Source organism: Pricia mediterranea (assembly GCF_032248455.1).
In the GTDB taxonomy this organism is placed as follows: Bacteria; Bacteroidota; Bacteroidia; order Flavobacteriales; family Flavobacteriaceae; genus Pricia; species Pricia mediterranea.
Map to the genome: position 1 here is coordinate 3570001 of NZ_JAVTTP010000001.1, position 13774 is coordinate 3583774.

Below are 13774 nucleotides of genomic sequence, written 5' to 3' on the forward strand. Positions count from 1 at the left end.
AAAACACCGAATTTCGGAGAGCTCGACGGTCCTGAGCTCGCTCTATTGTTGAGACATAAAAATGGCTGGATTCGGGACCGTGCCCAACATTATCTGATTTTCAAAGATACAAGTAGGGAAGCTTTGTCCGATGTAAAAAGGTTGGCATTGGATACAGAACATCCGGTAACCCAGATTCACGCTCTATATACGTTGAAGGGATGGGACGCCTTGACCTTTGAAACGTTAAAGACCATAGCGAAAGAGGGTTCTACCGATGTTGTTGCACATGCCATAGTGCTCATGGAAGATTTTGTGTCCCAACAATATTCCGCCGCTGCCCAAGCTATTTTTCAAGATATACTTGACCAAGGCGACCGCTCTCTTGATTACTATTTAGCCTCTACGCTGGGCACTTGGGCGACCGTTTCCGAAAAAAAGTTTATGCCATTGATCGATAAGCTTTACCACACATACAACGAAAATCGGATTCTAGGGGAAGCTTTATTAAGCGGAATGGGCGCAACCTCAGACGCGTTGCTGACCCGATGGGAAGAGAACCCTGATTTTAAGGAAGGCGATCTGCAAAAACGAATGCTGGAAAGTCTTGAACGGAAAAAAGAGGACAAGCCTAATTCGATTTTCACCGAGACTGCTATCACAATGGATACCCGAACCAAGGGAGCAAAACTATACCGTCAAATCTGTTCCGTCTGTCACGGCATAAATGGGGAAGGTGCCGACGGGGTTGCTCCGCCTTTAATGAATTCAGATTGGGTGGCCAACTCTCCCGAACGATTGGGATTGATTATCCTTCACGGACTTTCAGGCCCGATCCACGTCAATGGGGAGCGCTATGAGTTTAATCAGGCAATGCCCGGCCTCAATGGCAATCCCAACCTTTCGGACAGGGATATTTCAGATATAACCACCTATATTTCCAATGCATTTTCAAGAACTCCGAACTGGATAAAGCCCGAAAAGATAAAGGAATTACGCAATCAAAAACCGGAAAACGGAGGGGAGTACACCGAAAAGGAATTGCTGCGGTACTCGGAATGATTGTTTTTTCAGCACCAAGCCGCCAGCACGCCCACCCTTTGTCCTATTTATTGATATTCATCGGACTGTCGTCCACCTCTAGGTCCCCGACCACATATTGAAGCCCATCCAAAAAGAATTGAAGCAATTCCGGATGGCTCATACTCTGTGCATTGTGTGAAGGTGAACTATAGAAGACCCTCCCTTTTCCATATTTTTTGATCCAGGAGACATAGATGATATCACTTTCGGGTTCTTTCCTTACACCTTCTAGCTTATCTACTTCAATATATAACAAGGGTCTGAAATTATAATCAAAATATGCGTTCTTAAAAAAATAGGGCTCATCAACATGGGTAAAACCATTTCCGGCAAATGCTTGAACTAGTGGGTGATCAGAGTCCACTTCCTTTACGTGCATTTCCTGCTGCTTCGGATGGTAATCAAAGCTACCCCCGGTCATTTTGCTGAATTCCTCTGAGTTGTTCTGCACCGTAATGGCCCCGTGTAGGATCATTAAGCCCCCACCCTTCGCCACATAATCCATCAGGTTTTTCTCATACTGCGCGGCCCTTTGCAATATTGCGTTGCTCGATAACGTGGTGTTCTGTTTTAAAAGGTCCGCGAACAGGTCCCGATCGGGCCCACTGGGATTGGAATTGTTAAGAATAACGGCGTCATACTTTTTAAGGCTTTCCGGCTCGAAGTTTTCAATATCATAGCCGATATGAATCTCGAAAGCCTTCGATTTTCGCGCTAGAATCTTAAGCATGGCATTATTATGCGGAATGATCCAATGATCGAATCCCGTAGCTTTGGAAAACACCAATAGTTTCTTTTTGTCGACATCCTTGATCCTAGGCGCTGCTGGCGCAATACGTTCTATTTTTGACAACCACTCGTCCGTAATCTCGAAGGGTTCAAGGTGCTGGGCAATGGTTGCCCCGAAGCACAGGAGCATAATGGACAATAAGGATGTTTTTAACATGTATGTAATTTTTGGGCTTAGTGTATCGAACAGGACGAATTCTTAAATCAGGTCTTGAAATTTTAGTTAAATTTATCAAATAACGGACAGTATTATGATACTAAGATTTCTTTTTTTGGGTTTGGGCTGTTTTTTAATGGTTATTTCTTCCTGTTCGGATAGAAATTCCCCTTTTCGATTTACACTGGAAGAAAAGGAAGGGACTCTCGTTTCCCAACCAGTATCCATCAATCTAAATAGGGTTAAGGAAGCAGGCGTAAACGTTCGGGAACCTCTCACTTTGGTCATGGAAGCCGGTGGCGAAATGGTTCCGATCGACTTTCAGGTTAGTACAAACGGCAACACTTTATCTTTCGTTCGGACTTCGGAAGAAAATAACACTGAAAGTAGGGTATACCGTATCGAAAACGGAGTGCCGCCAAGAAAAACGGACACGTATCTCTCCGAGCATAAAGAAAACGGGAGTCTGCAGTTGACTCTTGCCCAAACCCCGGTGCTCTCTTATCGGTACGAAATGAACTATCCCCCTGATGGTGTGGATTCCATTTATAAAAAATCGGGGTATATTCATCCGGTGCTTTCTCCCCAAGGGGATACCCTCTCTCGGATTCAGCCCCCCGACCATTATCACCATTACGGTATTTGGGGGCCGTGGACGCATACCCGAATCGATGGGCAGCAGGTGGATTTCTGGAACTTGGGAGACGGCAAGGGAACGGTTTTGTTCGAGGAATTCATCGGCACCGAATCCGGCGACGTATTCGCCTCTTTTAACGCCGCCCAAGAGCATATCGATCTATTGACCCAAGACGAACCGCAAACGGCATTGAACGAAGACCTCGAAGTAATCTTATGGGACCTGAAGCGCGACGACCGCTATATGTTCGATTATAATAGTAGTTTCAGCTCTCCCTTGGAAGAGGGCATCCTGTTTGAAGCTTATCGCTACGGAGGCGGCATCGGAATGCGCTTTACCGAACGTTGGAAGGCGGACAACGTTTCGGTTTTAACTTCGGAGGGAAACGATAGGGCCACCGCCGATGGTACGAACGCGCGATGGTGCATCGTCAGTGGCGAATCGGCAGATGGTACCGGGGAAAGTGGCATCCTGTTCATGAGTCATCCCCAAAATCGCGCACATCCGGAACCGATGCGGTTATGGCCCCTCGATGCCAACGGCGGGCGGGGGGATCTATTTTTCGAATTTTGTCCCATCCGGCATAAAGAGTGGCAAATAGAACCGGACAAAGAATATGAACTAAAATACAGAATGGTCGTATTCGATGGGGAACTGAGTGCAAATGAGGCGGAAGCCTAATGGCAGGAGTTTGCCCATCCTCTCAAAATCGAAGCTGTCCTAAATTAAAAACCAAAACGAATATGAAACGAAGAAAATTCATCAATAGAACGACTATGGGCACGGCCGCAATGGTCGGATTTCCCAGTATAGTGCCCGCCAGCGTTTTAGGCAAGGATGCGCCGAGTAACAAAATCAACATCGGTCAGATCGGTTGCGGCCGAATCGCACGTAGTCATGACATTTACGATACGATCCGTTTTGATGAGGCGCGCTTTGTCGCCGTGTCGGACGTCGATTCCAAACGCGCCGAGGATGCCAAGGGTTTGGTGGATGATTTCTACAAAAAAAAGACGGGCAAGGATAATTATATGGATACTAAAATCTATGATGATTATAAGGATATGCTCACCAATAAGGATATCGATGCGGTCGTTATCAGTACCCCGGATCACTGGCATTCTCAGCCTGCCATGGAGGCTGCCCTGGCCGGGAAGGATATCTACTTGCAAAAACCGACCTCCCTAACGGTCAGGGAAGGACAACAACTGCGGGACGTAGTCCAGAATACGGGCGTCATTCTTCAGGTGGGAACACAGCAACGGGCCATGGCCCAGTTCCGCCGTGCGGCCGAGTTGGTCCGTAACGGTAGAATAGGGAAGGTGCATACCGTAAAAATTGGACTCCCAGGCGACCCCGCCGGACCCGAGGCCGAACCTATGCCGGTGCCCCCGAACTTGGATTTCGACATGTGGCTGGGTTCCACGCCAGAAGTGCCCTACACCGAAATTGGGGTGCATCCCCAAGAGGGATACAGCCGACCGGGATGGCTGCGGATACGCAATTATGGAGCGGGAATGATTACCGGATGGGGCCAGCACCATTACGACTCCGCAGCTTGGGGCATGGACACGGAGCTTACGGGACCGATTTCCGTGGAGGCCTTGGCTGAATTTCCAAAATCTGGACTCTGGAACGTTCACGGCGACTTCTTTGTCAAACATCAATACGAGAACGGCATGACGGTCTACACCAGCGGGGGCTACCCGAACGGAGTCAAATACATAGGCGACGACGGATGGATCTTTGTCTCCCGCGGCGATTATCAGGCTTCCGCGACCGACCCGGTGGATAATGAAAAAAGCAGCAAAGCTTTAAATGCGTCCGATCCCAAAATCTTGGATTCCGTTATAGGCGAAAACGAGACCCACCTTTATAAAATCGATGACCAGCACGGTAACTGGCTGGAATGTATAAAAACGCGAAAGGCTCCGATATCGCCCATAGAAAAGGGACATAAGGCCTGCGTCATCTGCCTGATCAGTGATATCGCCATGCAGTTCCCCCGTCGGTTCGAATGGGATCCCGATAAGGAAATGTTCGTTAATGATGACGAGGCGAACGCGTTGCTGCACCGAGATCAAAGAAAACCTTATGGTACCGATTACGTAAAAGTGTAGTATGAAAGTACGTGATTTCCGTAAATGGAATAAACGTGTTGCGACCGAGTAAATCGGATACGGACCTGCTCGACCGAGATAAATTTTGAACAGAAAAGTCTTGACCAGGTAAAAGTATCGCACACGGAAACTTTCGAACTGGGAAGATACGGAATAGGGCTGGGCCATAACAGTAAAAACCCCGTACAGTAAAAATCTTGAATAATTTCAATTTTTTAAATGAAACATAATCTTCTCTTATTTGTCATGCTCCTCTGCCTATCGTGCGGGGACCAAAAGCAGTCGGAAAACATGACAAGTAAACCCACTTCGTCCGAAGTACAGCTGATGACACTAGATCCCGGCCATTTTCACGCCGCTTTGGTCCACAAAACCATGTATCCGCAGGTCGATTCCACCATCTATGTCTTTGCGCCCGAAGGTCCCGAGGTGAAGGATTTTTTAAACAAGATCGAACAGTACAATACGCGAGATACAGCTCCTACCGATTGGAACCTTGAAACCTATTTGGGCGAGGACTTTGCCGAAAAGATGATTATGCAAAAACCGGGAAACGTGATGGTCGTGGCCGGGAAGAACTCCAAGAAGATCGACTACGTATTGGCGGCGGTCAAAGCGGGCTTGAACGTTTATGCGGACAAACCCTTGGTCATCAATCCCGATGGCTTTGTAAAACTAAAGGAGGCCTTTCGGATCTCCGATGAAAAAGGGGTCTTGATCTACGATATCATGACAGAGCGTTTTGAGGCTACGACAGGTTTACAGAAATTGTTTTCGACCCTGCCCGATATTTTTGGAGAGCTGGTAGAGGGCAGTGTGGAGCGTCCCGCCATCAGTAAGGAAAGCGTGCACCATTTTTTTAAATATGTCTCAGGAAATCCGTTGGTGCGTCCCCCTTGGTTTTTCGATATCAACGAAGAGGGCGAGGGCATAGTGGACGTCACTACGCACCTGGTCGATCTCATACAATGGGAAGCTTTTCCCGAGGAGGTTATCGACACGGCCAATATCGATATGCTCCGGGCCAAACGCTGGCCCACGGTACTCACTTCGGAAGAGTTCGAAAATGTGACCGGCTTTTCGGAATTTCCGGACTATCTAGAAAAGGATGTCGTCGATGGAAACCTACACGTGTATTGCAACGGTGTGATGGACTATACCATCAACGGGCATCATGCCAAAGTATCGGTAACCTGGAATTACCGCGCCCCTGAAGGTACCGGCGATACACACTACAGCATTATGCGGGGCACCCGTAGCGACCTGGTCATCGAACAGGGGGCGGAAGAGGATTTCAAACCGGTGCTTTATATCGAAGCCAAGGACAATGCTGATTGGGAGGCATCCCTACAGGGGGCGCTGGAAAACCGGATATCCAAGGAGTTTCCGGGTACGACCATGGAAAAGGTGTCCGACCGGCGATATAAAATCATTATCCCCGAAAAATTCAAGGTGGGCCACGAGGCTCATTTTGCGCAAGTCACAGAAAATTATCTCGACTATTTGGAGACCAAAGAACTTCCTTCTTGGGAGGTGCCGAACATGATCGGCAAATATTATACGACCATCGAGGCCTATAAAATGGCTAAAGATAGTTTATGAGATTATGGGTTTATACGTTTATGAGGTTATAAATTTTGGGGGTACCGTTCGTTAAAGCTCATGTTTATTCGAGGGTTACGGATCAATGGAGAATTCGCTATAAAAGATAGGCCATTCCGATTCCTAGGATAATCACGGCTATTTTCCCCAGATTGAATTGATGGCCTTCTGAGCTCTCAAAGAGTATAATCGTGGAAATGTGAAGAAACACTCCGATGACCAAAGCGGTAATAGGCACATAGTATATTTCTACAAAATTCGAATGTGAGGCGATATAACTTCCGAGCGGAGTCATCAAAGAGAACGCAACCACGAATAAAAGGGCTTGTCCGAATTTTATTTTCGAATTCAACAGAAATATACTCAGGATGAGGGCAATAGGTATTTTATGGATCAGTACGGCGTAGAGAATCCTATTGTGCCTTTCTATCGGAAATCCCTCTAAAAGGGAGTGGATACATAAGCTAACGAACAAAAGAATCGGAAAATCGGTCTTTGCTTTATCGATATGTACGTGACCGTGCTCGGCCCCCTTTGAGAAGAATTCCAAAAAAACCTGCAGCAATATGCCGAGCATGACAAAGACCCCAACGGTCTTGGCATCCGCTTTTTCATAGACTTCGGGCAATAGCTCAAAAACGGTCAAAGACAGTAAAAAAGCGCCACTAAAGGCCAATAGCAGCTTGAAATGGTTCTTGTTCTTCGGTTTGACAATGAATACGAAGGCAAAACTGAGCAGAACGGCTAAAATGAGGAGTAAATAGTTCATAGGTGCGAGCAGTTTTGTCCCGTTGGTCCGATGCTTCCCTCCGGAAATTGGGATTTGTGATTCGGAATTTTCCCCAATGGGGCTAATTTACCTTATTTTTGACAAAATCCTAAGAGACTGTTTTGAAATGTGTGATTAGAATTTTTATGAGCTATTTTTGATGCAGTTTTAGGCAAAATTTTTTAGCATAGCCGTAGCTATGGTCAAAAATTTTAATGAAGAAATGCGCAAAAAGGGCCCTAAAGAAATAATTGACATAATTTAAAACAGTCTCTAAAACAGCTTATGAATAATAATTTTAAGATGGTCGCCAAGACGATGTTCGGCTTTGAGGAAATCTTGGCCAAGGAAATCCGAAATCTGGGCTGTGCGAACGTAACAGAGGGAATCCGAAGTGTCACTTTCGAAGGTGATACCGGATTTATGTACAAGGCCAATCTCTGTCTGCGTACCGCAATCAAGATCATTAAGCCCATCCATTCCTTTTCGGTCCGCAACGAGGATGAACTCTATAAAAAAATATATACGATGGATTGGTCGGAATTGCTTTCCATCGATACGACGTTTGCAATCGATGCTACGGTAAACTCCGATAATTTCACCCACTCGCTTTACGTATCCCAAAAGGTCAAGGATGCCATCGTCGATAAATTTAGGGAGATGGATGGCAGCCGCCCCGACGTGGACGTAAAATCACCGGACGTGCGGATCAACGTCCATATCAACAAGCAGCTGTGTACGGTTTCCTTGGATAGTTCGGGAAGATCGCTACACCATCGCGGATATCGAACCGCCACCAACATTGCCCCGATCAACGAGGTACTGGCAGCGGGACTGCTATTGTTCAGCGGTTGGGACGGGCAATGTGATTTTTTGGACCCTATGTGTGGGAGCGGAACTATTTTGACCGAAGCAGCGATGATTGCATGTAACATTCCCGCGAATATCAACCGAAAGGGGTTTGCCTTTGAGAAATGGCATGATTTCGATCAAGATCTTTACGATAAGATTGTCGAGGTCAGTCTGAACAAGGCACGGGAATTCCACCATAAAATCGTGGGATACGATAAGGCACCTTCCGCAGTGCGCAAGGCGCAAGATAATATCGAAAATGCCAACCTGTCCGAATACATTAGCATAGAACGCAAAAACTTTTTCAATACCGAAAAGTTTACCGAGAACAAGCTGCACATGGTTTTCAATCCGCCTTACGGGGAAAGGCTCAATTTGGATATGGAGGAGTTCTACGCGGCCATCGGCGATACGCTAAAACAAAACTACCCCGGTACGGAAGCCTGGTTTATCACTTCAAATTTGGAGGCCTTGAAGTACGTGGGACTGTGTACTTCCCGAAGAATAAAGGTCTATAATAGCCATTTGGAATCCCGGTTGGTGAAGTACGTGATGTACGAAGGTAGCAAGAAGGCCAAGCACCGGGATTGACGCTGGATTTAGGACGAAAATTCATCTTTTGCGGTTGGACGATTTTCTCCTGTCGATAAAGTGGAGATTCGGTATTCCTTCCGTTTCAATCTAGCTTTGGTCATGGAAAAATGCTAATTGGGTCTCAATTAAAGAGGATTGATTGCTCGGGTCAAACCATTGTCAATTGGCAGGTCGCTGGCGCTAAAAATTATTGATCGGGTCGTTGTCGGAAGGGCCATCAGCAGCGGGAATTTCATCTGTTGGGATATCTTCAAAGGGCATCTCATCGCCGGAATCCTCTTCGGCGGGATCTACCTCCGCGGGAATCGTTTGGGCGGGAGTTATGATTTCCCCGGTCCCTATTCTTTTTGGTACACTGGCTTTTTTGTAGAAAGGAATCAGATAGGTAATCGAATAGTTATATCCGACCCCAAAATTACTGCCTTCGGTGACCTTATTAAAGCCTGGAATAAACTGGTTCTGAAAATTATCGGGGTCTTTGGTCAATGGCTGTACCAGATACGCCAGGCGTACGCTTCCTCCGAAATATAGGTTTTTGACTATTTCGGCCTTAAATCCCACCACAAATTCAAGCCAGGCCGCTGAAAGGCCGTTAAATTCCAGTTCTTGCTGCGAACCGAACGCAAAATCATCGGGATTCCAGTACCGGTCCGTATCGAAGATTTTATAGTCGTTGACCGTCTGGCTGAAGTTACTGTAGGCCAGGCGGCCACCAATGAATATCATGTTCTGTTCCCCGTACCAGTTGCCGTAGGTATTATAATCGATGCCGGCCTTGATATAGCTGCCCGAAGCCGTAAAGTTGTATAGTTCGCCTTCGGCGCTTTCCACCTCTTTTCCCAGCCCGACCCCTATGGTCTTCTTTTCGTTGCCGAGTTCGGCGGCAAAATAGAGTTTTTGGGTCAACCGATAATCCCCTACGATTTCCAGGCCCGTATAATCATCGTTCAACGAAGAAACCAGTATGCGGCTGACGTCAACACCCGCTCGCAATCCGTAGGATTCTTTGTACGCTGTGGTGTCACTGGGATCGAGGTCGATAGGCCGGTCTTGGGAATAGCCGGTCGCCGTGATCAGGACCAAAAAGAGACTAATGAAATATTCTGACATGGGTAGAGGCTGTATTTTCGATAAAGCTACTATCTACGGCAATCCGCTGTAGCCAAAGGCTATCGTCTTGTTGTACGGCGGCCTGTAGGGAATCGTAACGCACAACATAGCCACAGGCCCTCGATGCGAATACTTCTTTTGGATTATAGGTAAAACTAAGGGTATCGATATTGATATCGGTGATGCTGGTCTGGCGCGAAAACGTAAAGGTCGTGCTCGACTTGCCCGGGCGCAGGGGCAGCACAATGGAGTCCAAGGTCAGGTTTGGAATTGTATCTCGAAGACCCGTCTCACCGACCCCGATCACCACCAAGTTCTGCACGTCTTTGGATAGCGTTGTATCGAGGGCATCCATAAACCGGATGACCAACCGGGGCGTATCGGCATCGATACAGATGTCGTCTTTTTCGCAGGCGGAAAAAGATAGGATGCCGAGCAGCACGATAAGCGGTATTCTAAGCTTGCGCATTTAAGGAGGTTTTTCTTTCCAAAAGTACGACATTTTCAACATGGTGGGTCTGCGGAAACATATCTACGGGCTGCACCTTAGTGACCGAATATAACGCTTTCATTAGCTCCAGGTCACGCGCTTGGGTCGCACTATTACAGCTCATATAGACCACTTTTTTTGGGGCAATGTCCAAAATCTGCCGTACTACGTTCTTGTGCATGCCTTCGCGCGGCGGATCTGTGATGAGCACATCGGGCCTCCCGTTGGCTTGGATAAAGTCCGCATTAAAAATGTTTTTCATATCCCCGACGAAAAATTCCGCATTGGTGATACCGTTGTTCTTGGCGTTGGCTTTGGCATCGGCGATCGCTTCCGGTACCGATTCGATACCGACCACTTTTTTTGCATTTTTGGCGACGAATTGGGCTATGGTGCCGGTTCCGGTATAAAGATCATAGACGAGTTCGTCCCCGTTCAGTTCGGCAAAGTCTCGGGCCACCTTGTAGAGCGTGTAGGCTTGATCGGAGTTGGTTTGATAAAAGGATTTGGCGGTGATTTTAAACCGGAGTCCCTCCATTTCCTCAAAAATATGGTCCCGACCGCCATGGCAGACAACCTCTTGATCATAGATGGTATCATTTCCCTTTGAGTTGACCACATATAATAAGGATGTGATTTCAGGGAATGTATCCCGTATATGATTTAGCAAGAGGTCCCGTTTCGTCGCATCATCCTCAAAAAATTGGACGAGCACCATAATTTCTCCGGTGGATGCCGTACGGATCATCAAGGTACGCAACAGGCCGCGTTGGTGCCTGGGATTGAAAAAGGAAAGTTCGTTGTTAATGGCAAAATTCCTCGTTTCCAAGCGGATGGCATTGGATGGGTCTTCCTGCAGGTGGCACTTTTTGATATCCAATATTTTATCCCACATTCCCGGAATGTGGAAACCCAGGGCATCTTTGTCCGTAATCTCCTCGCTGGATCGTATCTCGTCCAAGGTCAGCCACCGGCTATCCGAAAAGGAGAATTCCATTTTATTGCGGTAGAAATATTGTTTTTCGGAACCGATGATGGGCGAAATTTCGGGAAGCTCCAAGTGTCCGATGCGTCTCAGGTTGTTTTCCACCTCTTTTTGCTTGTAGAACAGCTGGTGTTCATAGCCCATATCTTGCCATTTACAGCCTCCACATACCCCGAAGTGCTGGCATTCCGGTTCCACACGCTTTTGGGAAAGGGAGTGAAAATGGGTGGCGACGCCCTCGAAATAGGCCTTCCTTTTTTTGGTCGTCTGTACGTCGACTACATCGCCCGGCACGGTGTTGGTGAGGAAAATTACACGTCCGTCCGGTGCCTTTCCTACCGTTTTTCCCTTGGCCCCCGCATCGATGACCTCTACATTCTCGAATACCTGTCGTCGCTTCTTCTTTCGCATGGCGCAAAAGTAAGGAAAGAAAATTCAAGTTCAAGTCCGGATTTAGTCTCAACATGCTATCACACCCCACTTATCACCCATCGTCCGTTCTTTCTCCCATCCCTCGTCACCCATCTCCACCGCCCACCACAAGTGACGAACTATCATCCCCGCCCTTAGTACTTCCCTATTCCGTCATTCATCTTTCCATTATCATGTTTTAATCCGTCTTCGGTCATCGGTCAACCGTCTTTTTTTTCCTCGGTCCTTCCTTAATTCCGTCATTTATCTTTTCATCTTCATTTTTTTCCCGTCTTCGGTCATCAGTCATCGGTCACCCGTCACCACCGCTCCCCACGAGTCACGGACCATCATCCTCTCCGTTCTTCTTCCTTCCGTCATTCATCCTTTCGTCACTTCTTCAGTCATCGATTTCCCGTCTTCCGTCAATCCCTCCGTCACCCGACTTCCGTCCTCCGTCATCGGTCTTCCGATCCTTTTTCCGTATTTTTGTGACACTGCAAGGATGATTTCTCTCCTACGCTGAATTTTCGAAACTTCGAAAGGATAAAGGTACAGCAGGAATTACTGAAGTCGGACGGAGACCCGTTTGAAATCCATATGGTAGATTTCGAGAGGGTCTCGCAAAGTAATTTTATCATGTCAATTTTAGAAAAGATCACTTCCGAGGATGCGATAGTCTTGGAAAACAAGTATGGGGCACATAATTACCATCCTCTGCCCGTGGTATTGAATCGGGGGGAGGGCGTACATGTCTGGGACGCGGAAGGTAAAAAGTACTACGATTTCCTGTCCGCCTATTCGGCGGTGAACCAGGGACATTGTCATCCCAAAATCGTGGGTGCGATGACGGAACAGGCCCGCACCCTGACCCTGACCTCAAGGGCTTTTTATAACGATAAACTCGGACAGTTCGAGAAATACGCTGCCGAAACCTTCCACTTTGATAAGTTGCTACCCATGAACACGGGAGCCGAAGCGGTTGAGACCGCCTTGAAAATCTGTCGGAAATGGGCCTACGAGAAAAAGGGCATCCCCGAAAACGAGGCCCAGATCATCGTGTGCAACAATAATTTTCACGGGCGCACGACCACCATTATCTCTTTTTCCAACGACCCGGTGGCACGAAAAAACTTCGGACCCTATACCGAAGGCTTCCTTAAAATAGAATATGACAACTTAAAGGCCTTGGAGGAAGCCTTGGAGCAACACAAGAACATCGCGGGCTTCTTGGTGGAACCTATCCAGGGCGAAGCCGGGGTTTTTGTTCCCTCGGAGGGCTATCTGGAATCTGCTAAGGCGCTCTGTGAAAAGCACAACGTACTTTTTATTGCAGATGAGGTGCAGACGGGCATAGGGCGGACCGGACGCTTGCTGGCTACCTGCGGCAATTGCGATTGTTCCGATAAACACTGTAGCGGGACGCCCGATGTAAAACCGGACATTCTGGTCTTGGGGAAGGCCTTGTCGGGAGGTGCATTTCCTGTATCCGCCGTTTTAGCGAACGATGCTATCATGGAGGTCATCCGTCCGGGAAACCACGGCAGTACCTTCGGGGGCAATCCCGTGGCGGCCGCAGTCGGAATTGCGGCCCTAAAAGTAATCAAGGAGGAAGAGCTTGCCCAAAACGCCTTCGAGCTCGGCGAGATCTTTCGGGAAAAAATGAACGCCTTTATCCCGACCTGTGAGCTCGTGACGAAAGTACGGGGAAAAGGTTTGCTCAATGCCATTCTAATCAATGACACCGAAGACAGTACCACGGCATGGGACATCTGTATGGCATTAAAGGAAAATGGACTTCTGGCCAAGCCTACCCATGGTAATATCATTCGTTTTGCCCCGCCCTTGACCATGGCAAAGGAACAATTGATGGACTGTATCACGATTATTACGGATACCTTGACAAACTTCAAGAAATAGGGATGCAGCCCGCATTCAAAAATCCTCCGAACAGAAGTCGGGGGATTTTATTATTAAATTATTGTCCGAAGGAACGCTTGATCAATCAATCTGAATTTAACATGTCTCGTCGAATACTAGGCTGAGCTCAGCACTGGCAGATAGTCGAGGCTTAATTTGGACGGACCGAAAAGTTCTCTACTTTAGTTTAAGCGTAGATGAAAGGCTCGAACGGACATCTCGAAAATCTTCGAGTTCCTATCCTACAATCATTAAACAAAGTTAATGGTATATAAT

Annotated in this window: 11 protein-coding genes (1 of these 11 cut by a window edge); 6 read left to right on the plus strand and 5 right to left on the minus strand. The window is 47.4% G+C overall.

The window, feature by feature from the left end; genetic code table 11:
- On the plus strand, positions 1–1041 hold the 3' portion of the coding sequence (locus RQM65_RS14765; protein WP_314016186.1) for a DUF7133 domain-containing protein. The gene continues 1197 nt to the left of window position 1, outside the view; the window shows 1041 of its 2238 coding nt (coding positions 1198–2238); the start codon falls outside the window, past its left edge; its stop codon occupies positions 1039–1041.
- Between the two features lie 43 nt (positions 1042–1084).
- Here the strand turns inward: RQM65_RS14765 and RQM65_RS14770 are convergent, their stop codons facing one another.
- Positions 1085–2008: a ThuA domain-containing protein gene (locus RQM65_RS14770; RefSeq protein WP_314016187.1), complete on the minus strand. Its 924-nt coding sequence runs from the start codon at positions 2006–2008 to the stop codon at positions 1085–1087.
- 94 nt (positions 2009–2102) lie between these two features.
- Between RQM65_RS14770 and RQM65_RS14775 the strand changes: the two genes are divergently transcribed.
- The 3 genes from RQM65_RS14775 to RQM65_RS14785 all read left to right on the plus strand — a co-directional run bounded on the left by RQM65_RS14775 (position 2103) and on the right by RQM65_RS14785 (position 6367).
- Positions 2103–3326 carry a DUF6807 domain-containing protein gene (locus RQM65_RS14775; RefSeq protein ID WP_314016188.1) on the plus strand — a complete coding sequence of 408 codons (1224 nt, stop codon included), beginning with the start codon at positions 2103–2105 and terminating at the stop codon, positions 3324–3326.
- A gap of 62 nt (positions 3327–3388) precedes the next feature.
- The gene (locus RQM65_RS14780) at positions 3389–4765 is read left to right on the plus strand and encodes a Gfo/Idh/MocA family oxidoreductase (protein WP_314016189.1); all 1377 of its coding nucleotides are present in this window, start codon (positions 3389–3391) and stop codon (positions 4763–4765) included.
- A 291-nt stretch (positions 4766–5056) separates the two neighbouring features.
- A complete protein-coding gene (locus RQM65_RS14785) occupies positions 5057–6367 on the plus strand; it encodes a putative oxidoreductase C-terminal domain-containing protein (protein WP_314016190.1) in 1311 nt (436 codons plus the stop codon).
- A 97-nt stretch (positions 6368–6464) separates the two neighbouring features.
- Here RQM65_RS14785 and RQM65_RS14790 read toward each other — a convergent pair whose 3' ends face one another.
- Complete coding sequence (locus RQM65_RS14790; protein WP_314016191.1) at positions 6465–7136, minus strand: ZIP family metal transporter; 672 nt, start codon at positions 7134–7136, stop codon at positions 6465–6467.
- 285 nt (positions 7137–7421) lie between these two features.
- Here RQM65_RS14790 and RQM65_RS14795 point away from each other — a divergent pair, with 285 nt between their 5' ends.
- Positions 7422–8579 (plus strand): THUMP domain-containing class I SAM-dependent RNA methyltransferase, encoded by a 1158-nt coding sequence (locus RQM65_RS14795; protein ID WP_314016192.1) that lies wholly within the window; start codon positions 7422–7424, stop codon positions 8577–8579.
- 183 nt (positions 8580–8762) lie between these two features.
- Here RQM65_RS14795 and RQM65_RS14800 read toward each other — a convergent pair whose 3' ends face one another.
- Genes RQM65_RS14800 through rlmD form a run of 3 tightly spaced genes read right to left on the minus strand, consistent with a single transcriptional unit; the run spans position 8763 to position 11578 of the window.
- A complete protein-coding gene (locus RQM65_RS14800) occupies positions 8763–9692 on the minus strand; it encodes a DUF6048 family protein (protein WP_314016193.1) in 930 nt (309 codons plus the stop codon).
- Entirely contained in the window at positions 9673–10161 is a 489-nt protein-coding gene (locus tag RQM65_RS14805; protein ID WP_314016194.1) for a DUF6452 family protein, read from the minus strand. Before RQM65_RS14805 ends, RQM65_RS14800 begins: the two co-directional genes overlap by 20 nt.
- A complete protein-coding gene (rlmD, locus tag RQM65_RS14810; RefSeq protein WP_314016195.1) occupies positions 10148–11578 on the minus strand; it encodes a 23S rRNA (uracil(1939)-C(5))-methyltransferase RlmD in 1431 nt (476 codons plus the stop codon). The genes RQM65_RS14805 and rlmD overlap by 14 nt, the downstream gene beginning before the upstream one ends.
- A 639-nt stretch (positions 11579–12217) precedes the next feature.
- On the opposite strand from rlmD, the gene rocD reads away from it, so the two are divergent.
- Complete coding sequence (gene rocD, locus RQM65_RS14815; RefSeq protein ID WP_314016196.1) at positions 12218–13498, plus strand: ornithine--oxo-acid transaminase; 1281 nt, start codon at positions 12218–12220, stop codon at positions 13496–13498.
- The last annotated feature ends 276 nt before the right edge of the window (positions 13499–13774 follow it).